The sequence below is a fragment of the Serratia grimesii NBRC 13537 genome, from assembly GCF_001590905.1.
Classification (GTDB): Bacteria; Pseudomonadota; Gammaproteobacteria; order Enterobacterales; family Enterobacteriaceae; genus Serratia; species Serratia grimesii.
Genome location: NZ_BCTT01000003.1, coordinates 325,191 through 344,292, shown reverse-complemented (window position 1 = coordinate 344,292; position 19,102 = coordinate 325,191). Strand labels below are relative to the sequence as shown.

The 19,102-nt window shown below is 54.1% G+C and carries 20 protein-coding genes; 9 read left to right on the top strand and 11 right to left on the bottom strand.

Annotated elements, in window-relative coordinates; genetic code table 11:
- Positions 1-2: 2 nt before the first annotated feature.
- From paaG to paaA, 7 genes are read right to left on the bottom strand one after another with little or no spacing between them, the layout of a single operon-like run.
- Entirely contained in the window at positions 3-794 is a 792-nt protein-coding gene (gene paaG, locus SGR01S_RS03975; RefSeq protein ID WP_037417237.1) for a 2-(1,2-epoxy-1,2-dihydrophenyl)acetyl-CoA isomerase PaaG, read from the bottom strand.
- Positions 795-797: 3 nt separating this feature from the next.
- Positions 798-1,571: a 2,3-dehydroadipyl-CoA hydratase PaaF gene (gene paaF, locus SGR01S_RS03970; protein ID WP_061806588.1), complete on the bottom strand. Its 774-nt coding sequence runs from the start codon at positions 1,569-1,571 to the stop codon at positions 798-800.
- A 9-nt stretch (positions 1,572-1,580) separates the two neighbouring features.
- On the bottom strand, positions 1,581-2,639 hold the full coding sequence (gene paaE, locus SGR01S_RS03965; RefSeq protein ID WP_061806587.1) for a 1,2-phenylacetyl-CoA epoxidase subunit PaaE: 1,059 nt from the start codon (positions 2,637-2,639) through the stop codon (positions 1,581-1,583).
- Positions 2,640-2,647: 8 nt separating this feature from the next.
- Entirely contained in the window at positions 2,648-3,145 is a 498-nt protein-coding gene (paaD, locus tag SGR01S_RS03960) for a 1,2-phenylacetyl-CoA epoxidase subunit PaaD (protein ID WP_037417244.1), read from the bottom strand.
- 9 nt (positions 3,146-3,154) lie between these two features.
- The gene (paaC, locus tag SGR01S_RS03955; RefSeq protein ID WP_061806586.1) at positions 3,155-3,913 is read right to left on the bottom strand and encodes a 1,2-phenylacetyl-CoA epoxidase subunit PaaC; all 759 of its coding nucleotides are present in this window, start codon (positions 3,911-3,913) and stop codon (positions 3,155-3,157) included.
- Positions 3,914-3,921: 8 nt separating this feature from the next.
- Complete coding sequence (paaB, locus tag SGR01S_RS03950; RefSeq protein ID WP_017893307.1) at positions 3,922-4,209, bottom strand: 1,2-phenylacetyl-CoA epoxidase subunit PaaB; 288 nt, start codon at positions 4,207-4,209, stop codon at positions 3,922-3,924.
- A gap of 12 nt (positions 4,210-4,221) precedes the next feature.
- A complete protein-coding gene (paaA, locus tag SGR01S_RS03945) occupies positions 4,222-5,160 on the bottom strand; it encodes a 1,2-phenylacetyl-CoA epoxidase subunit PaaA (protein WP_061806585.1) in 939 nt (312 codons plus the stop codon).
- A gap of 318 nt (positions 5,161-5,478) precedes the next feature.
- On the opposite strand from paaA, the gene paaZ reads away from it, so the two are divergent.
- A complete protein-coding gene (gene paaZ, locus SGR01S_RS03940; RefSeq protein ID WP_061806584.1) occupies positions 5,479-7,551 on the top strand; it encodes a phenylacetic acid degradation bifunctional protein PaaZ in 2,073 nt (690 codons plus the stop codon).
- 62 nt (positions 7,552-7,613) lie between these two features.
- A complete protein-coding gene (locus tag SGR01S_RS03935; RefSeq protein WP_061806583.1) occupies positions 7,614-8,711 on the top strand; it encodes an AAA family ATPase in 1,098 nt (365 codons plus the stop codon).
- On the opposite strand, the gene kdoO is transcribed toward SGR01S_RS03935, so the two are convergent.
- Positions 8,708-9,610 carry a Kdo hydroxylase KdoO gene (gene kdoO / locus SGR01S_RS03930; protein ID WP_037417260.1) on the bottom strand — a complete coding sequence of 301 codons (903 nt, stop codon included), beginning with the start codon at positions 9,608-9,610 and terminating at the stop codon, positions 8,708-8,710. The two genes, SGR01S_RS03935 and kdoO, sit on opposite strands and share 4 nt — an antisense overlap.
- 465 nt (positions 9,611-10,075) lie before the next feature.
- Positions 10,076-11,626 (bottom strand): sensor domain-containing diguanylate cyclase, encoded by a 1,551-nt coding sequence (locus SGR01S_RS03925; RefSeq protein WP_037417263.1) that lies wholly within the window; start codon positions 11,624-11,626, stop codon positions 10,076-10,078.
- 256 nt (positions 11,627-11,882) lie between these two features.
- On the opposite strand from SGR01S_RS03925, the gene SGR01S_RS03920 reads away from it, so the two are divergent.
- Positions 11,883-12,077: a hypothetical protein gene (locus SGR01S_RS03920; RefSeq protein WP_061806582.1), complete on the top strand. Its 195-nt coding sequence runs from the start codon at positions 11,883-11,885 to the stop codon at positions 12,075-12,077.
- Positions 12,078-12,132: 55 nt separating this feature from the next.
- Here SGR01S_RS03920 and SGR01S_RS03915 read toward each other — a convergent pair whose 3' ends face one another.
- The gene (locus SGR01S_RS03915; RefSeq protein WP_037417268.1) at positions 12,133-12,549 is read right to left on the bottom strand and encodes a VOC family protein; all 417 of its coding nucleotides are present in this window, start codon (positions 12,547-12,549) and stop codon (positions 12,133-12,135) included.
- A gap of 269 nt (positions 12,550-12,818) precedes the next feature.
- Here SGR01S_RS03915 and SGR01S_RS03910 point away from each other — a divergent pair, with 269 nt between their 5' ends.
- From SGR01S_RS03910 to SGR01S_RS03895, 4 genes are all read left to right on the top strand, one after another.
- Positions 12,819-13,592: an SDR family oxidoreductase gene (locus tag SGR01S_RS03910; protein ID WP_037417271.1), complete on the top strand. Its 774-nt coding sequence runs from the start codon at positions 12,819-12,821 to the stop codon at positions 13,590-13,592.
- Positions 13,593-13,645: 53 nt separating this feature from the next.
- Positions 13,646-14,548, top strand: a complete 903-nt coding sequence (locus tag SGR01S_RS03905; protein ID WP_037417273.1) for a LysR family transcriptional regulator — start codon at positions 13,646-13,648, stop codon at positions 14,546-14,548.
- A 517-nt stretch (positions 14,549-15,065) separates the two neighbouring features.
- Positions 15,066-15,314 (top strand): GlsB/YeaQ/YmgE family stress response membrane protein, encoded by a 249-nt coding sequence (locus SGR01S_RS03900; RefSeq protein ID WP_037417275.1) that lies wholly within the window; start codon positions 15,066-15,068, stop codon positions 15,312-15,314.
- A gap of 92 nt (positions 15,315-15,406) precedes the next feature.
- Positions 15,407-15,793, top strand: coding sequence for a YidB family protein (locus SGR01S_RS03895; protein ID WP_037417280.1), 387 nt, complete (start codon positions 15,407-15,409; stop codon positions 15,791-15,793).
- 3 nt (positions 15,794-15,796) lie between these two features.
- Here the strand turns inward: SGR01S_RS03895 and SGR01S_RS03890 are convergent, their stop codons facing one another.
- Positions 15,797-16,729: a LysR family transcriptional regulator gene (locus tag SGR01S_RS03890; RefSeq protein WP_061806581.1), complete on the bottom strand. Its 933-nt coding sequence runs from the start codon at positions 16,727-16,729 to the stop codon at positions 15,797-15,799.
- Positions 16,730-16,841: 112 nt separating this feature from the next.
- On the opposite strand from SGR01S_RS03890, the gene SGR01S_RS03885 reads away from it, so the two are divergent.
- Together SGR01S_RS03885 and SGR01S_RS03880 are read left to right on the top strand one after the other, a co-directional pair.
- Positions 16,842-17,894 (top strand): SDR family oxidoreductase, encoded by a 1,053-nt coding sequence (locus SGR01S_RS03885; RefSeq protein WP_061806580.1) that lies wholly within the window; start codon positions 16,842-16,844, stop codon positions 17,892-17,894.
- A 108-nt stretch (positions 17,895-18,002) separates the two neighbouring features.
- Positions 18,003-19,082, top strand: coding sequence for an endonuclease/exonuclease/phosphatase family protein (locus SGR01S_RS03880; protein WP_061806579.1), 1,080 nt, complete (start codon positions 18,003-18,005; stop codon positions 19,080-19,082).
- Positions 19,083-19,102 lie beyond the last annotated feature (20 nt).

Below are 19,102 nucleotides of genomic sequence, written 5' to 3'. Positions count from 1 at the left end.
GTTCATTTCCCGCTGAAAGAAGGAGGACGTTTGGCGAAGAAGGCGCTGACCCCTTCACGGTAGTCGTCGCTGCGGCCACCGAGGCGTTGAAGATCGCGCTCCAGATCCAACTGTTGATCGAGAGTGTTGTTCGCCGAACTGTAGAGGGCTTTTTTAATCAGCCCCAGCCCATAGGTGGGTTGAGTAGCCAAATGTTGTGCCAGCGTTTGGCTGGTGGCAGCCAGTTCATCCGCAGCCACCACCTGCCAGATCATGCCCCAGGCCAGGGCTTGTTGTGCGCTGACTTTGTCACCCAGCATTGCCATGCCCATGGCGCGGGCGTGGCCTGCTAAGCGTGGCAGGAACCAACTACCACCAGAGTCCGGCACCAAGCCCAAACGACAGAATGACTGAATAAAGTTGGCGTTATCGGCAGCAATGACGATATCGCAGGCCAGCGCCAGAGCAGCGCCTGCGCCTGCTGCTACGCCGTTGACGGCGCACACCACCGGTTTTGGCAAGGCAGTCAAGCGACGGATCAGCGGATTATAGAAACGCTCCACTGACAGACCGAGGTCTGGCGCCTGCTGTTCCACGCTGACATTGCGATCATTCAGGTCTTGTCCGGCGCAAAAACCACGCCCGGCACCGGTGATCAGCAGGCAGCGTACCTTGTCGTCCCGTTCGGCGAGAGTAAGCGCTTCACTTAACTGGCGGTGCATCTCATCGTTAAAGCTATTGAGCCGATCCGGCCGGTTGAGGGTCAGGGTCAGCACCCCGGCTTCGAGGTGGGTGAGAATCAATGCATTATCCATAAATTAGCGCCCCTGATAGTTTGGCGTACGTTTTTCGAAGAAGGCGGCGATGCCTTCACGGCGATCGTCGGTGGCAGCCAGGGTGACAAATTGCTGGCGCTCAATGGCTAACCCCTGGCTAAGGCCGGTTTCTTCAGCCTGTTTCAATGCCTGTTTGGCGGCACGCAGTGCTAGCGGTGCTTGCCGGCTGATGCGATCAGCGATCTGTTGTGCACGTTCCAGCGTTAGCGCATCCACGCACACCTCACTGACCAATCCGGCTTGTAACGCGCCTGCTGCGTTAATGGCTTCTCCCGTTAGCACCATCTGGCTGGCACGCGATTTACCGACGCAGCGGATTAATCGCTGTGTGCCACCGGCACCCGGCATCAAACCGAGCGTGATTTCAGGCAGGCCAAAGCGCGCGTTTTCTCCGCAGATAACGATGTCGCAGGCCAGCGCCAACTCGCAGCCGGCGCCGAGTGCATAGCCGTTGACCGCCGCCAGCATGGGTTTGCTAAATTGCGCCAGCCGTTGCCACAACAGTGGACGGCGATCTGTCAGCGCAGCGGGCAGGTCTTGCTGTTGCAGTTCATGCAAATCGGCGCCAGCCGCAAAGAAACGAGGGGCACCGGTAATCACCACTGCGCCAACGCTGGCATCGGCGTCGGCGTGTTCCAACAAGTAAACCAGCTGTTCCAGGCACGGAGTATTCAGGGCATTGCGGGCCTCTGGGCGGTGCAGTGTCAGTGTCACTACGCGTTGGTGTTGCTGCCGCAGGATCAAAGGGGTTTCCATTGGTGGCTCCTATACGTCAAAGTCCAAGACCACACCGTCGCCGCGAGGCCACGACTGGCAGCTCAATACGTAACCTGCGGCTAACTGATCCGGTTCCAGGCTGTAATTGACGGCCATATCCACCTGGCCGGCCTTTAATCGGCATTTACAGGTGGCGCACACCCCACCTTTGCACGCGTAGGGCAGATCGGCGCCCTGACGCAGCGCCGCATCCAGAATGCTGTCATCCTGTGCACCAACTTCGATATTCAGGCGACGGCCATCGAGCAAGATTTCCACTTGGGTGGCATTACGGTTGCCATCATTCATCGGGCGAGCGGCAATGCCGCTGGTGTTGAAACGTTCGCTATGAATGTGCCCAGTGGGTACGCCAGCCTGTTCCAGCACGCTTTGAGCATCGTCCATCATGGCTTCAGGCCCGCAGATAAAGGCGTGGTCATAGTCGCGGTAATCCAGCAGGGTATTGCCGATAGCCAACAGGTGATCGCGGTCAATACGGCCACTGAGCAATGGGCTGTCCAGGTTTTCCTGGCTGAACATGTAGAGCGGCTGAAAGCGCTGTGGGTAGCGGTTTTTCAGATCGGACAGCGCCTCTTTGAACATCATCGAACGGCTGCTGCGATTACCGTAAATTAACGTGAAGCTGCTGTGTGGCTCGAGTTGCAGCGTAGCTTTGATGATCGACAGCATCGGCGTAATACCGGATCCAGCGGCAATGGCCAGATAGTTACCGCTATTTTCTGCCTGTGGCTGATAGCCGAAACGCCCTTGTGGCACCATCACCTCCAGCGCGTCACCGACCTTCAGCATGCGGTTAACGAATGAGGAGAATCGCCCCTGGTGAATGGCTTTTACGCCAATCTGTAGCAGCCCTTCCTGTGGCGAACTGCATATGGAATAGCAGCGGCGCAACTCTTCACCGTCGATCTGCGCCTTCAGCGTCAAATGTTGACCTGGCGTGTAGCGATAGTGACCTTTCAGTTCTTCGGGCACCCGCAGTGTGATGGCTACGGCGTCCGGCGTTTCGCGCTCGATGGCAGCGACGTTCAGGCGATGGAAGACCGTCATGGCGTTTCCTAAATACATTTGAAGTAATCGAAGGGTTCACGGCAATCGCAGCAGCGGTACAGCGCCTTGCAAGCGGTGGAACCAAATTCGCTGATTTTCTCGCTGTGGGTGCTGCCGCAACGCGGGCAAGGGACCGGGCCGTGCAATTGCGGCTTGTCGCAGGTGTGTCCCTGTGGCGGCGCAACGCCATATTCCCGCAACCGTGCGCGTGCAGCGGCGTTCATCCAGTCGGTGGTCCAGGCTGGGCTGAGTTGGATCGTCACTTTTACTGGGCTGAACCCGGCCTCTGCCAGGCGTTGTTCGATTGCCTCAAGCAGGAACTCGGTGGCGGGGCAGCCGGAGTAGGTCGGCGTAAAGGTAATGCGCCAGCCGGTCCCCTCAGCTTCAACGTCGCGCACCATGCCCAGATCGGTAATCGACAGCACCGGCAGTTCCGGATCGCTGATCTGTTGCAGGCAGTGCCAAATTTGCGGGATCTCAGCGGCCTGTAGCCGGGTGATGTTCATAACGGCCTCCTACCAGTTCGCGTTCGGATAGGCGCGTTGCAGAAATTGCATCTCCGCCAGGAGTGGACCGAGGTGCTCGCTATGCTGCCCTTGTTTGCCGCCATGGCGGAACGCCTGCTCTGTCGGTAACGTCAGAGTGGCCTGTTGTAACGTGTCATTCACGAGTGCCAGCCACGGTGCCTCCAGCTGACGAGGATCGGCGGCGATACCTTGTTCGGCTAATTGTTGCTCCAGGTCATCGGCGTGGAACAGTTCGGCGGTAAAGCGCCACAGGTTGTCCAGCGACTGCTGGATTTTTTGGTGGCTGAGCGGGCTACCGTCACCCAGACGAATCATCCAGCCGCGGCTGAAACGCAGGTGGTAATGCGCTTCTTTTAGCGACTTGGCGGCGATAGCGGCAAGTTGAGTATCACGGCTGTTGCTCAGGGCCTGATGCAGTTGTACGTGATAGGCATCGATCAAGAACTGGCGTACCAGGGTGTCGTTGAAACCGCCATTGGGTTGCTCTGCCAGCAGCAGGTTGTGGAACTCGCGTTCGTCACGACCGAAAGCCAAACGGTCTTCGCTGTATTGCGGCCCCGCCAGCTCGGCGGCATAACCGAGAAAGTTGCGTGCCTGACCAAGCAGATCCAGGCCAATATTCGCCAGTGCGAGGTCGATCTCCAACTCCGGTGCGTGCCCACACCAGGCGCACAACCGTTGGGCGAGGATCAGTGGCGTATCGCCTTGACGCAGGATATAAGTGATTCGCGGATCGTTAAGGGTCATAACCGCCTCTACATGTTCTTGATGCCGTCGGGAATGGTATAGAACGTCGGATGACGGTAAATTTTGTCATCAGACGGATCGAAGAAAGCTTCACGATCCTCAGGCTGTGAGGCGATCAGGTGGCTGGACTGCACCACCCAGATTGAGCAGCCTTCGTTACGGCGGGTATAGGCATCGCGGGCATTTTCCAGCGCCATCTGATCATCAGCGGCGTGCAGGCTGCCGACGTGGCGGTGTGCCAACCCTTGTTTGCTGCGGATAAACACTTCATACAGCGGCCATTCAACGTGTGTCATCATCGATTCCTTTTATGCAGCGGTTGAGGTGTTTTTTGACGCGTGGATCAGAGCGCCTTCACGCACCCAGGCACCGTCTTCCCAGGCGCGACGTTTGGCCTGCAGGCGTTCGTGATTGCATTGCCCACGCCCTTTGATCACCTCGTGCAGTTCACTCCAATCAATGTCGCCGAAACGGTAGTGACCGGCGGCTTCGTCCCATGCCAAGTCAGCATCCGGCGCGCTCATCCCCAGGGCTTCCAATTGTGGAACGGTGTTGTCGACAAATTTCTGCCGCAGTTCATCGTTGCTGTGGCGTTTGATCTTCCAGGCCATGCTTTGTGCGCTGTGGGGAGAGTCGGTATCACTTGGACCAAACATCATCAGCACCGGCCACCAGAAACGATTAATCGCATCCTGCAGCATCGCTTTCTGGTGTTCGTTACCGTTGGCCATTGCCATTACTGCTTCGTACCCCTGACGCTGGTGGAAGCTTTCTTCTTTGCAGATCTTCACCATGGCGCGTGCATAAGGGCCGTAAGACGCGCGGCACAGGGCAACCTGATTGACGATAGCCGCGCCGTCCACCAACCAGCCAATCACCCCAATATCCGCCCAGTTGAGCGTCGGATAATTGAAGATTGAGGAGTATTTCATCTTGCCGTCGAGCATCTTTTGGTAGATGTCCTGACGCGAGCAACCCAGGGTTTCGGCTGCGCTGTAGAGGTACAGGCCGTGTCCGGCTTCGTCTTGTACTTTCGCCAGCAATACCGCTTTGCGACGCAGGGTGGGCGCCCGGGTGAGCCAGTTGGCTTCAGGCAGCATGCCGACCACTTCGGAATGGGCATGCTGACCAATCTGGCGGATCAGGTTTTGGCGGTAGGCATCCGGCATCCAATCTTTGGCTTCAATGGAGGTATCCGCCGCAATTTTGTCGTCGAAGTGCTGCTGTTGTTGCGCGTCAGTTGTCATGCTTGCCTCTTGGTGATTCGTATTTTTCACATTAAATATAAAAATGTGAATCACGTTAACTAACCTTAAGGCTACAAACTGATAACAAAAAGATCAAATGACATTTGTGTGGTTTTGCGATGGCACTCACAATGAGTATTTTTATATTATTGTTATATATAGATATTTAAAATCAACAAGTCACACCAGAACCTCTTTTTAGCGAGGTTTTTATGCGTTGTGTTTTAACTTTGTTAAATTTTACCTTGGCGGGAGCTGGACAATATGTGATACGTAATTAATCCTTGTTGTGTAAATTTATGAATTCCGGAGGAGCAAATGCAGCAGTTACACAGTTACCTTTCTGGCGGTTGGGTGTTCGGTCAGGGTGCCGCCCGCGAAATCCATCATGCTGTCACCGGCGAGCCGCTGTATCAGGTTTGTTCCGACGGGTTACCACTGGCGGCCAGCCTGGAGTATGCACGTAACCGGGGCGGCAGGGCGCTGGCACAAATGACCTTCCAGCAGCGTGCACAAATGATGAAAGCGGTGGCGAAACACCTGCTGGCGCATAAAGAGTCGCTGTATGAGATTTCATACCAGACCGGCGCGACGCGCAGTGATGGTTGGGTCGATATTGAGGGCGGTATAGCGACGCTATTCGCCTATGCCGGGTTGGCGGGACGCGAACTGCCGGACGATACCCTGTGGCCGGAGGATGAACTGATTCCCCTGTCCAAGCAGTCTCAGTTTGCCGCCCGCCACGTACTGACATCGCGGCCCGGTGTCGCGTTACACATTAATGCCTTTAACTTCCCTTGCTGGGGGATGCTGGAAAAACTGGCGCCCACCTGGCTGGCGGGCATGCCGGCGATCATTAAGCCGGCAACGGCCACGGCCCAATTAACGCAGGCGATGGTCAGGCTGATTATCGACAGTGGCCTGGTGCCTGAAGGTGCATTGCAGTTGGTGTGTGGCGGTGTAGGTGACATGTTTGAACATCTGGATTACCAAGACGCGGTGACTTTTACCGGTTCGGCGCAGACCGGTCAGAAGCTGCGTGCACATCCGCGTCTGTTGGAGAAATCTATTGCTTTCACCATGGAAGCTGACTCACTCAACTGTTGTGTGTTGGGTGAAGACGTTACGCCACAGATGCCAGAGTTTGCGCTGTTTATCAAAGAGGTATGTCGTGAGATGACCGCCAAGGCCGGGCAGAAATGTACGGCCATTCGGCGGATTATCGTACCGGCGAAGCGGGTGGCGGACGTGCAGCAGGCATTGTTGCAGCGGTTGGCTGGCGTGACGATAGGTGATCCAAAATTGGAACAGGTACGCATGGGGGCGCTGGTCAGCCACGAGCAACGCGATGACGTGCAACAAAAGGTTGATTTCCTGCTGCATAACGGTTGCGAACCCCTGTGCGGCGCGGTGGCAGATAAACTGGACGTGATGGGGGACGGTGCGAAAAACGGCGCATTTTACCCGGTTACCCTGTTGTATTGCGCCGATCCCTTTACTCATCAGGCCGTGCACGGTACTGAGGCGTTTGGCCCAGTGGCAACGCTGATGCCTTATCAACACACCGAACAGGCGATTGAACTGGCTTTGATGGGCCAAGGGAGCCTGGCGGGATCGTTGGTCACTGCTGATGAAGCGTTGGCGACGCGGTTCATTCGCGCCACTGCCTGCGCCCATGGTCGTATGCTGATTCTGGATCAACATGCAGCGACGGAATCCACCGGTCACGGTTCGCCGCTGCCGATGCTGGTACACGGCGGGCCAGGACGCGCCGGCGGTGGTGAGGAATTGGGTGGGTTGCGGGCGGTGAAACACTATATGCAACGTACCGCTATCCAGGGCAGTCCGGCGATGCTGGCGGCAATCGGACGTGAGTGGGTGCGTGGTGCTACGGTGATTGAGGATCCGGTTCATCCATTCCGTAAATATTTTGAACAACTGCGACTGGGTGAAAGCCTGCTGACTGCACGTCGTACCGTTACCGAAGCCGATATTGTTAACTTTGCCTGCCTGAGCGGTGACCATTTCTATGCGCATATGGATAAGATCGGCGCTGCCGAGTCACTGTTTGGCGAGCGAGTCGCCCATGGCTACTTTGTGGTTTCCGCCGCGGCCGGGCTGTTTGTTGACCCAGGTGTGGGACCGGTGATTGCTAACTACGGCATGGAAAACTTGCGCTTTATCGAACCCGTGAAGATTGGCGATACCATTCAGGTACGACTGACCTGCAAGAAAAAAATCCGTAAGCCGCAGAAGACTGCAGAAGATCGCCCGCATGGCGTGGTGGTATGGGACGTCCAGGTGCTCAATCAGCATCAACAAGCGGTTGCGTTGTACAGCATCCTCACGTTGGTGGCGCGTCAGGAAGGGGATATCGCACCGGCAAGCTGATGGCGGCGGGGGTAGGGTGCCTATGTTAAGATGCGCCATACCCTTGAGCAAAGATTGCGCCGATGACGATCCAACAACTTCAACTGAGCGGTTTTCGCTCTATACGCAACCTGCAACTGCAATTGGGCCGTCTGAATGTGATCAGCGGCCCGAACGGCTGTGGAAAATCCAACCTGTATAAAGCGGTGCGGTTGATACACGAGGCTGCATCTGGTCGGCTGTCTGCGGCGTTGGCAGAAGAGGGCGGCATTCAAAAAGCGATGTGGGCAGGAGGGCTACGCCCGGGTGACAGACGGGGTGATCCAAAACGAATGTTGCTGTCAGCGACGCTGGATGACTTCGACTACCAGTTACAGCTGGGTTTCCCTGATCCGACAGAGAGTTTGTTCCAGCTCGATCCACTGGTTAAAGAGGAATCACTGTGGGTTAGCGGTCACGACCGCCGGCCTTCAGCCCGGGTGCTTGAACGACGTAACCAAAGTGCGTTCCTGACGAACCTACAGGGTGAGCGTGCCACTTATCCCGCCAGCCTGCATGCAGAAGAGTCGGTGTTTGGTCAGCTTGCCGATCCGCATTTGTATCCGGAAGTATCACAGGTGCGTGAAAATTTGCGACACTGGCGTTTCTATCATGAGTTTGCCGTATGGCCGGGTTCGCCGCTGCGTACGCCGCAAGTGGGGATCCGTGCGCCTATCCTGGCACACGACGGGAGCAATCTGGCTGCTGCCTTCGAAACCATTTGTGAAATTGGAAACGGAGAGTTGCTGCGCGACATATTGGCGCAAGCTTTTCCTGACAGTGAGTTTGAAATACAGGCGCCACAAGGGCGTTTCCAACTCTTGATGCACCGTGCAGGTATTTTACGGCCTTTGGACAGCGCGGAACTTTCCGACGGCACACTGCGTTTTCTCTGCCTGGCGGTCGCGATGCTTAGTCCGAGACCTCCGGCCTTTATGGCATTCAATGAACCTGAAAATAGCCTGCATCCGCAATTGCTGCCGGCATTGGCGCTCCTGATTGCTGAAGCTAGCCGCTACAGCCAGCTGTGGATCACCAGCCATTCCCCTCAACTGGCTGAATTGATTGGTCGCCACAGCGAGGTCACACATTATCAATTGATGCAGCAGCAGGGGGAAACCCTGCTGACGGAACTGGACTAAAGCAATGGCTGGTGCAGCAGTGTTTCCAACACTTTCAGCGGCGATTGTTGTGGATTTTTCATGGCGTTGACCGGCAGCAGGAAGGTCTGTTCCAACATAAATTGACCGGCCATTGCCGCGTGCGGCGTCTGATCGGAAAAACAGATCCAACTGCTGCCCGGTGGCAAATCCAGCGCCAGTTGCGGGCCCTGCTGCTGATAGTGTTGATCGGCTTTCATTGCGTCATGCAGTTGCAGCATCAGGTGGTCGTAATGGCTGCGGCGGCGCTTGGTAATGCCGACTTTATGTTGCAACCAACTACTCAACGGGGAATAGCGCGACAGACGGGGTATAAAACGTTGCGCTAATTCAGGGAAAGGCTCACCAATACGCCATTGGCGATGCTCTCCGTTAGGATTGATGTTGGTAAAGATTCGCAGGATGCGTTCCCCGTGATTTGGACGAGAAGGGAAGGCATCTACGTGCAGTCGGCTGTCGTCTTTACGCCATGAGCTGGTTGCACGCCAGGCCGATACTGGATGCAGGCGCAGGCTATTGGTGGGGGAATGCAGCGTTTGCTGATAGTGCGGTAATAACCCGGAGATCAACTGACGGCAGGACTGGTAATAGCGTGCCAGCAGTGCCTGGACTTGTGGCTGTTGTCCTGCGACCGCCACGCCGGATAGTTTATTCATTTCCGGCCAATAGCTGATGTTTTTACGTTTGGCATCGACCAGTGATGGATCTAATAGCGTTAGTTCCTCTGTCGATAATGAAAAAGCCAGCTCTGGTAAAAACAGTATCTTACCTTGTTCCAGTGCCTCGACGGCGGAGAGTGGAAGGGACGAAGGAACCGCATCCCACTGCCGTTGTGGCAAATTCATCACCGCCTGTTCAGGCGTTAGGTTATCCGCACGCATAATATCTCCTTGCGAAGGTTGATGCTTTATACCCGTCATACTTCAAGCTGCAGGTGTGTTAACTGCGAGCGCTCAACCGAGTTAGTTTCTCGAGTAAACGCATAGGGACTCACACTCTTGCTGCCTTTCTGCAACTCGAATTATTTAGGGTGTAATATTTTTAATTTGAAAGGTATTTATAACCAAGGGGGATTATTTCATTGGGTTTTATTAATTATTATTAATAGGAACTCGCTTTCAAGCGTAGCACTATTAAAATGCGGTAAATAGTAAACAGACATTAAACGAAGGTGCTAAGCGCACGAATAGGTAAAAATAGATTTGTTGAACGTTAATTAATTCTCGATGAGAATAAATTAATGAGTTAATTATATTTTTTGTTTTTAATCAGTGGGTTGGATTTTTTTTTTGAGCTAAGCGGTTATTTTATCGCTGGGCCACCTCCTGCGGAGGTGGCCCAGAATGTTAAGCAGTGTAAATGCAGTTTTTACCCTGTTCTTTGGCTTGGTACAGCGCGCTGTCTGCCTGATTGATAAAACCAATAGGTGTGTCGTTATACATATGCGGCACCTTGGCATAGATACCGATGCTGATGGTGACGATGCCGTGCGGGTTGCCCCTATGCGGTATTTTCAGATCACGTACCGCTTCGATGACGCGCTCAGCGAAGATTAAGGCTCCCTGAGCGTCGGTATCCGGCAGAATAATGCCCATTTCTTCACCACCGTAACGGGCCATGATGTCATTGCTGCGGCTGGCTAACCCTTTGAGCATCTGCCCGATCTGCTGTAGGCACTGGTCTCCGGCGACATGACCGTAGATGTCGTTGTACTGCTTGAAATAGTCGATATCCAGCATCAACAGCGCCACGCTGCGATAATTGCGTGAAGCACGCATCAGCTCATTTTTTAACGCGATATCAAACTGACGGCGGTTGGCCAGGCCAGTCAGACCATCCAGCAGTGCCAGTTCTTCCAGCGTGCGATTGATGCTGGTGAGCTGATCTCGGGTGCGCATGAGTTCTGCTTCGGTTCGTACGCTGTGGTTGATTTGGCGCATCAGTACGAGGCCCAACGCCAACAGAATCGCCAGTAGAGTGAACCCACCCAGGGCAAACACGCCAGAGTCGTTGCGCCAGTCGGCCAGAGCATCCTCTTTCGATAAGCCCGCCGCAATCACTAATGGGTAACGGTTGACCCGCGAATAACCATAGATCCGTTCCACTTTGTCGTAACGTGAGATGATGGTGGCATTACCGAATTCCGAGTGCGGCAGGATTTCGCGAAACAGCACGCCGTCAGAGATGTTCTTGCCGATCGCGGCAATGGAATAAGGGCGGCGGTAGAGGATGGTGCCGTCCGCCAATAGCAAGTTGAGCGACGCATCGCTGTTCAGCGCAAAGGTATCGTAAAACTGACGGAAATAGTCGACATACAGCGTGGCCAATACCACTCCGGCAAAACTGCCGTCCGGGTTATTGAAGCGTCGTGACACCGGAATGATTAAATCGCCGGTAGAACGGCTACGTACCACTTTACCGATGTAGATCGTATTGCTGTTATGATCGAGGTGATACTTAAAATACTCGCGATCGGCATTGTTGGCGTTTTGTACGAACCTTCCCGATGAGGTGACGATCCAATTTCCCTGCGCATCGTAGACAAACAGGCCGTGCAGTTGAGGCAGGTTACCGACCTGGGATTGCATGACTTTTTGCAGGCGCAACTGCTGCTTTTGGCCCAGTCCATCGCTTTGAATGCGTTCGGTCAGATCGGACAGCGTACTGTCTGTCTGCATAAAGGTGTCATCAGCATGCTGTGCCAAGGAGCGGGCCAGATTAGCAGATTCATGGTCGGCACTTTGCAGGTCACGCTGGTGCGCATTCCAAATTTGCCAGGCGTTAAACAGGATCAACGTGGCGGCAACGATGACGACAAATACGCCGGCCTGGAATAATAACGGGGAATTTTTACCGTTGCGTGGCTGTTCGGCATCCTGAGGTTGCTGCTGTGTCATGTCACCCTTGCTGTACAATCTTCAAATCGTGTTAAGAACAATCCTACATCTTATTCGTTAATCCCGCAGACCACTACTCCCTTGCGCAAAATGAGTAAAATGCCTAACGAATATAACCGCCCTGAATCGTGCGTGGGTCGTATGCCGTGTCTCATCCAAACACGGTGATGAGCAGTGTTAGTCTAGAGACAACGCGAAATTCATCGGTATACAATTCGCCATAAAACCGGACAGAAGAATAATAAGGGAACCTGGCATGTCTGATTACATCATTATTAGTTTGTTGACGTTGGTTGTTTATTATCCGGTGACGTTGGGGGTGCTGGCATTAATGATTGTGTTTGCCTGGCGGCGACGTAAATCGCCCTACTGGCGTTTAGGGTTGGTGCTGTTGGCTGCAATGTTTGTGTTATTCGCCATGGCGGCATACGACTGGTATCACTACAACTGATGGCTGGCGGTGCGATGGCTGCTATGAGCGGCGGACACCGCACCGAGATGACAAATTATTCAACGTTAACCATCCAATTAACACCAAACTGATCGGTCAACATGCCAAAACCCTTGGCCCAAAAGGTGGGCTGGAAAGGCATAGTCACTTGACCGCCCTGTGAGAGCTTTTCAAATAGCTCGCGACCTTGATCGACGTTGCTCGGGTTGAGAGACAGTGCAAATCCTTTATGTGATGCGTCAGCGCCATCTTGTGGACAGCCGTCGGAGGCCATCAAGGCCGTTTCACCAATCAATAACCGTGCATGCATGATGGACTCTGGATTGACATCCTGTGGGTTACCTTGTTTGGCTTCTTCCGGCATCTCTTTATAACGCATCATCATCTCAAGTTTAGCGCCCAGCTGCGCCACGTAGAAATTAACCGCCTGTTCGCAGTTACCGCTAAAAAATAGATAGGGTTGAATCAACATGACATTGACCTCTGTTATGGCCCGTCAGGACGTTTGGCTGCCCACGGGCGGGAAGCAATAGTTTCTATTTGCGACTATTGCCGTTGGCAACTTACAAGTGTAGTGCGATTTGCGCTGAATGCCCGGCGAGCGATCACGCGGTAAAGATTTCTTGCAGTGTAGGGGCCTATTGGTCAGAAAATTGGGATAGTTCATCCCAATTTGGACAGATTATCTGGGCGGTCACAGTTCCTATACTCGTTGCAACCTTCACTAACGGAGTTACTGTAATGAGCAAGCAATCTTTGAATGGAAAAGTCGTCTTGATCGCTGGTGGTGCGAAGAACTTGGGTGGCCTGGTGGCACGTGATCTGGCGGCTAGCGGTGCGGCAGCCGTAGTGGTGCATTACAACAGCGATGCGACTCGAGCGGCAGCGGAAGACACGCTGAAGGCAGTGAAAGCAGCGGGTGCGCAGGCGATAGCGGTGCAGGGCGATCTGACTCAGCCTGGTAACGTGGCGCGCCTGTTTGAAGAGGCGGTCAAGGCGTTCGGCAAAGTGGATATTGCGATCAATACGGCCGGTCTGGTGATCAAAAAACCGATTGCCGACGTGACCGAAGCAGATTACGACAGCAGTTTTGACATCAACGCCAAGGCGGCGTTTTTCTTTATCCAGCAGGCAGGTAAACATCTGGCCGACAACGGGCGCATTGTGACTATCGTCAGTTCATTGCTGGCTGCCTATACGCCGTTTTATGCGGTGTATCCAGGCAGCAAGGCGCCAGTAGAACACTTCACCCGCGCTGCATCCAAAGAGTTTGGCGAACGGGGGATCAGTGTAAATGCTATCGGCCCGGGGCCAATGGATACGCCATTTTTCTACGGCCAGGAAAGTAAGGAAGCGGTGGAATATCACAGCAGTGCTGCGGCACTGAGTAAGTTCTCGAAAACCGGCCTGACCGACATTGAGGACATTGCGCCTATCGTCAAATTTTTGGTCACCGATGGCTGGTGGATCACCGGGCAGACGTTGTTTGCCAACGGTGGCTATACTACCCGTTAATCTCAGTTCTGCTGCGGCGCGTGCCGCAGCCTGTTTATCAGGATGGACAATCGGTGGATAAAATAGGGAGATTACGGGTGTTTATCCAGGTTGCCGAGGTGGGCAGTTTCATTCGTGCCTCGCAAATCTTGATGATGCCAAAAACCACGGTGTCGGCGGCAATACAGCAACTGGAACATGAAATGGGCGCTCGTCTGTTTCATCGCACCACTCGTCGGGTGCAACTGACCAGTGACGGCGAGCTATTGCTCGAGAAAGCACGTAACCTGCTGGGTGACGTGGAGGAATTGGAAAGCCTTTTTCACCGCCAAAATGGCCCAATTGATGGTCGTCTGACCGTCGATGTCCCCAGCCGTATTGCCCGGCGGATGATTGTGCCGGCGTTGCCTGACTTCTTTTCTCAGTACCCCGACATTCAGCTGTTTCTCAGTGCCAGCGACCGCTCAATCGATTTGATTCAGGAGGGGATCGACTGCGTGGTTCGCGTTGGTAGCCTCAGCGACAGCAGTCTGGTCAGCCAACCGCTGGGGCGACTCAGCATGATTAACTGCGCCAGCCCGGCTTACCTACAACGCTACGGTGTCCCCGATACGACTGCGCAATTGGACGATCATTGGGTGGTGGGGTATGCGCAGCCCACACTGGTGGGCGCAGATACCTGGTCGTGGCAACAGGGCGATCAGTACGGTGAAAAAACGCTGCGCAGTCGGGTGACGGTTAACAATGCAGAAAACTATATCGGGTGTTGTTTGGCAGGGCTGGGGTTGATGCAGATACCCCGGTTTGATGTTCAGCATCATCTGGATAACGGCAGCCTGTGCGAGATCTTGCCGCAGGCTCGACCGCCAGCGATGGGTATTGCGTTGCTTTACCCGCATCGCCGCCAGCGTTCGGCACGTTTCATCGCGTTTGCCGAGTGGTTTAGCCACTTAATCAAGCCGTTTTGCGAAACCTGAGGCCTGGTGGCTTATGGGATTTTTATCTAAACGTAGTGAGATTTGTTATTCATTTTCAGCCAATTAAATGTGCTGAAAAAATAAGACACATTTAAAGCCGACAATAAAGTGACAAAAGATGTGTAACATTACATCAGCAGGAGAATGGCAGAGCCATTCCAGACAGCTGCCAGGGCGTAGAGCGCGGTCAGTATCAGCAAAAATGGTGCATTGGTCATGGTCTGTCTCCTGCGGGAAGATTCATCTTAATTATAGCGCGCAGAAATGACAGTTAGGTGAATGTGGTTGTTTTATGTACAGACAAATTCAGACACACGGAAATGTGTAAACTGCTGATATTTGTCTATAGTAACAGTGTGAAGATGCGTGTTTAGCGCGATTCACCCTGTATCGCGCTGCCGGTCACGGCAAGCACAGGGAACACCAGTGCGAAAATATCGATCAGGGTTGGAGCAGGCGCCGTCTTGGGTCTGGTGATAGGGTTTCTTTTAGGCAAAAGGTAATAGGGAGAGTAAAAATGGGCATCATTTCCTGGATCATTTTTGGTTTAATCGCCGGTATCCTGGCTAAATGGATCATGCCGGGCAAAGACGGTGGCGGATTTATCATGACCGTCATCCTGGGGATCATCGGTGCAGTTGTCGGCGGCTATATCAGTACCTTCTTCGGTATGGGTCGTGTTGACGGCTTCAACCTGGGCAGCTTTGTTGTCGCGGTAATTGGTGCTCTGGTAGTACTTTTTGTCTACAGAAAGATCAGAAGCTGATTCGGTGCTGATCAATAGGGTCGCTACGGCGGCCCTTTTTCGTTAAGTCACAGGGGCCGGCGGCTTATGCCGCCAGCCTGAAGGAGATTACCATGGGTCTGTTTGATAGCGTATTGGGCAACATTCTGGGCGGCAGTAACGGTAAAGGCCTGGATTACGTTGCTATCATGCAATGGGTTGAGCAACAGGGTGGCCTGCAGGCGATTCTGGACAAATTCCGTCAGGGGCAATTCGGCGATGTGGTCGGTTCATGGCTGGGCAACGGTGAAAACCAGCAGATTAACGGCGATCACGTGCAGCAGGCGCTGGGCAGCGATGCGATTAATCAGTTGGCCGAAAAGTTGGGGATCGACCCGGCTCAGGCATCAGCCACGATTGCGCAGTTCCTGCCAACGGTCGCTGACGCGGCATCGCCAAATGGCGAAGTGCAGCAAGACAGTAACGAACTGGGCGATATGGTCGGTAAACTGTTCAAATAATGCTTATGCCCTCGGCGCATTGTCGGGGGCATGATTCACACTTATCCCTTCAATGTCTCCTAACGCTTCCTGCAAGTAATCCACCCAAGCCCGTACTTTGCGGGGAATAAACCGCGCGGTCGGATACACCGCATGCAATGCCATTGGCGGATAGTGCCAGGCCGGTAAAACAGGCACTAGCGTACCGGTCGACAGTTGTCGACCAATCAGCGGCCGCTGTGCACCACCAATCCCCAACCCTGCCTCGATGGCTGCCAGCAGTGAAAAGGTATTGTTCGCGCGAAAAACCGGGCGCAGATTGACCATCTCGGCACCCTGAGGGCCGATTAATGTCAGTGAGTCACCGTCGGTCAAACCGCTGTAGCGCACATGCGAATGTGTTGCCAGTTCTGCCAGTGTTTGCGGTGTGCCATGCCGTGCCAGGTATTCCGGTGATGCCACCAAGAGCCGTTGCAATCCCCCTAATCGCCGCGAGACGATGCCCGGTGCATTCAGTTCGCCAAAACGAATCGCCACGTCGACGCCTTCACTTATCACATCGGCGCGGCGGTCATCCAGTAGCAGCTCGATATTCAGCGCCGGATGTTGTTGCTGAAAGGCAATGACCAGCGGTGTCAGGTGCTGTTGGCCGAATCCCGTTGGCGCGTGAATACGCAATGGGCCATGCAATTTCTGGTTCAATCCGTGTAACGCTTCTTCAGCGTCGTTTACCGCCGCAAGAATCGGTTTGATCTGTTGGTAATAACCGGCTCCTGCGTCGGTCAGCGTTACGGCCCGCGTGCTGCGAAATAACAACTTAGCACCAAGTTGTTGCTCCAAACCGGCGATTTGTTGGCTGACAGCCGGTTGGGTCAGGCCGAGATCGCGGGCCGCCGCAGAGAGATTGCCGAGTTCGGCGACGCGGACGAAGGTTTTCATGGCGCTCAGTGTGTCCATTGATACCCCACCTATAGAATTTACTTATAAGTGTTAGTAAGAAAAGCCCTATACCGCAAGCTTTGCTTATCACTCACAGTGAATACATCAATTCATACTGAGTGGGGCATATATGCAAAACGACAAATTGGCACTGGTGGTCGGCGCTAACGGCGTTATTGGCGGCAAGCTGATTGATGAGCTGGAACAACAGGGCTGGCAAGTGATTGGTCTGTCCAGGCGTGGGGGCGTTGATCGACCGCAGGTGCGTTATCTGGCTGTCGATCTGTTGGATGCACAGGCAACGGAGGACGCTTTGCGTTCGTTGACTCAGGTGAGTCACATTTTTTACGCGGCCTATCAGGATGCGCCTGACTGGGCGGGGTTGGTTGCACCGAATCTGGCGATGTTAACCCATGTTGTGGAAGCATTGGAGCCGGTTGCATCAGGACTGGAACACATCAGCCTAATGCAGGGCTATAAAGTCTATGGTGCCCATCTGGGCCCCTTTAAAACACCGGCGCGGGAGAGTGATGCCGGACACATGCCGCCGGAGTTTAATCTTGAGCAGCAAGGTTATCTGGAACGGCGTCAGCAGGGAAAAAACTGGCGCTGGAGTGCAATCCGCCCGAGCGTGGTGGGGGGCTTCTCATTGGGTAATCCGATGAACCTGGCACTGACCATCGCCGTTTATGCCTCTATTAGCAAGGCATTGGGGATACCGTTGCGTTTTCCCGGTAAACCGGGGGCTTACCACAGCCTGTTGGAAATGACCGATGCCGGACTACTGGCGCGCGCTACGCTCTGGGCGGCAACAGAACCGACGGCGGCCAATCAGGCGTTTAACATCAATAATGGCGATCTGTTCCGTTGGAGCGAGCTGTGGCCCAAAATTGCCGCCTATTTTGACATGGAGGTAGCTCCGCCGTTACCGATGGTACTGGACTCGGTGATGGCGGATAAAAGCGCGCTGTGGCAACACCTCGTACAACAGCATGATTTGGCTGAAACGAACTATGGCGCGGTAGCGAGCTGGCGCTTTGCCGACTTTGTTTTTTCGTGGGATTACGACATGTTCGCGGATGGCAGTAAGGCGCGCCGTTTTGGCTTCCACACCTTTATTGAGACGGAGGCGATGCTGTTTACGCTGTTTGATGAATTCCGCCGTCGCAAGATTATTCCTTAAGCTTGCTGGCGGGGCAGGCATTTTTTATGGCAATCTTTGGCTGCCGTTTGATACGGCAGTCAGGAGGCCGTCATTCCGACAGGCCACGCCGATAATGAGGAATTAAACGTGACAGGGATTACCGCCATACTGACGCTTTTGCTGGCGCTAGTGACCATTGCGCCATTGTCGAAGCAGGCAGCCTGGTGGATTCGGGTGTGGGATTTCCCCCGCCTGCAAATACTGGTGCTTTCCCTATTGGTGTTGTTGCTTAATCTGCTGTTCGTGCCCTTGTCACCTTGGGTCTGGGGCATGATGGCAGTAAATCTGGCTTGTGCTGTGTATCAGGCCGCGTGGATTTACCCTTATACCCGGCTGAGCAAACCCCAGGTACTGGACTTTACCGGTTACCAGAAGAAACCACGTATCCGCATTTTGGTGTCCAACGTGTTAACCCCTAACCGCCAGGCGGATAAACTGCTGGCGTTGGTGGCCACCGAGCGACCGGACGTGCTGGTCGCTGTAGAAACCGACAGCTGGTGGGAGCAACAACTGTCGGTGCTGGAACAGGACTATCCCCACACGCTGAAGTGTCCGCTGGATAATCTGTACGGTATGCATGTCTATTCAAGGCTGAAACTTAGCGATGCTCAAATTCAATACCTGGTGGATGAGCAGATCCCGTCGATGCATATGATGGTGCATTTACCGCAAGGGCCGCAGGTGCGCTTGCACTGTGTGCATCCGATGCCACCAAGCCCGACGGAGAATGAAGAATCAGAAGATCGCGATGCCGAGTTGGTGATGGTTGGTAAGAGTGTGGCTAAATCGAAGTACCCAGTCATTGTGACCGGCGATCTGAACGATGTGGCGTGGTCGACCACCACGCGACTGTTCCTCAAAGTCAGTGGTTTGTTGGACCCGCGCCGTGGACGTGGCATGTTCAGTACCTTTCATGCTGGCTATCCGTTCTTGCGCTGGCCATTGGATCATGTGTTCCACAGTGATGATTTTGTGCTGGGTGCGCTGCGCCGTTTACCCAGCGTAGGGTCGGATCATTTCCCTATTTTGGTGGAACTGGTGTATTCACCAAAACAGGGGGCACAGCAGGAAAGCCTGGAGAAAGACAGTGAAGATGAAGCGCTGGCGCAAGAGAAATTAGCTAATACAGGCTCTACACCTGAAGACGTACATACGCCTGGTGCTTAGAGGTTTCCCCGCAGCGTTGG

Bases quoted from the DNA above. Each gene is read 5' to 3' on its own strand.
- paaG (WP_037417237.1), bottom strand. From the start codon at position 794: ATGGATAATGCATTGATTCTCACCCACCTCGAAGCCGGGGTGCTGACC.
- paaF (WP_061806588.1), bottom strand. From the start codon at position 1,571: ATGGAAACCCCTTTGATCCTGCGGCAGCAACACCAACGCGTAGTGACA.
- paaE (WP_061806587.1), bottom strand. From the start codon at position 2,639: ATGACGGTCTTCCATCGCCTGAACGTCGCTGCCATCGAGCGCGAAACG.
- paaD (WP_037417244.1), bottom strand. From the start codon at position 3,145: ATGAACATCACCCGGCTACAGGCCGCTGAGATCCCGCAAATTTGGCAC.
- paaC (WP_061806586.1), bottom strand. From the start codon at position 3,913: ATGACCCTTAACGATCCGCGAATCACTTATATCCTGCGTCAAGGCGAT.
- paaB (WP_017893307.1), bottom strand. From the start codon at position 4,209: ATGACACACGTTGAATGGCCGCTGTATGAAGTGTTTATCCGCAGCAAA.
- paaA (WP_061806585.1), bottom strand. From the start codon at position 5,160: ATGACAACTGACGCGCAACAACAGCAGCACTTCGACGACAAAATTGCG.
- paaZ (WP_061806584.1), top strand. From the start codon at position 5,479: ATGCAGCAGTTACACAGTTACCTTTCTGGCGGTTGGGTGTTCGGTCAG.
- SGR01S_RS03935 (WP_061806583.1), top strand. From the start codon at position 7,614: ATGACGATCCAACAACTTCAACTGAGCGGTTTTCGCTCTATACGCAAC.
- kdoO (WP_037417260.1), bottom strand. From the start codon at position 9,610: ATGCGTGCGGATAACCTAACGCCTGAACAGGCGGTGATGAATTTGCCA.
- SGR01S_RS03925 (WP_037417263.1), bottom strand. From the start codon at position 11,626: ATGACACAGCAGCAACCTCAGGATGCCGAACAGCCACGCAACGGTAAA.
- SGR01S_RS03920 (WP_061806582.1), top strand. From the start codon at position 11,883: ATGTCTGATTACATCATTATTAGTTTGTTGACGTTGGTTGTTTATTAT.
- SGR01S_RS03915 (WP_037417268.1), bottom strand. From the start codon at position 12,549: ATGTTGATTCAACCCTATCTATTTTTTAGCGGTAACTGCGAACAGGCG.
- SGR01S_RS03910 (WP_037417271.1), top strand. From the start codon at position 12,819: ATGAGCAAGCAATCTTTGAATGGAAAAGTCGTCTTGATCGCTGGTGGT.
- SGR01S_RS03900 (WP_037417275.1), top strand. From the start codon at position 15,066: ATGGGCATCATTTCCTGGATCATTTTTGGTTTAATCGCCGGTATCCTG.
- SGR01S_RS03895 (WP_037417280.1), top strand. From the start codon at position 15,407: ATGGGTCTGTTTGATAGCGTATTGGGCAACATTCTGGGCGGCAGTAAC.
- SGR01S_RS03890 (WP_061806581.1), bottom strand. From the start codon at position 16,729: ATGGACACACTGAGCGCCATGAAAACCTTCGTCCGCGTCGCCGAACTC.
- SGR01S_RS03885 (WP_061806580.1), top strand. From the start codon at position 16,842: ATGCAAAACGACAAATTGGCACTGGTGGTCGGCGCTAACGGCGTTATT.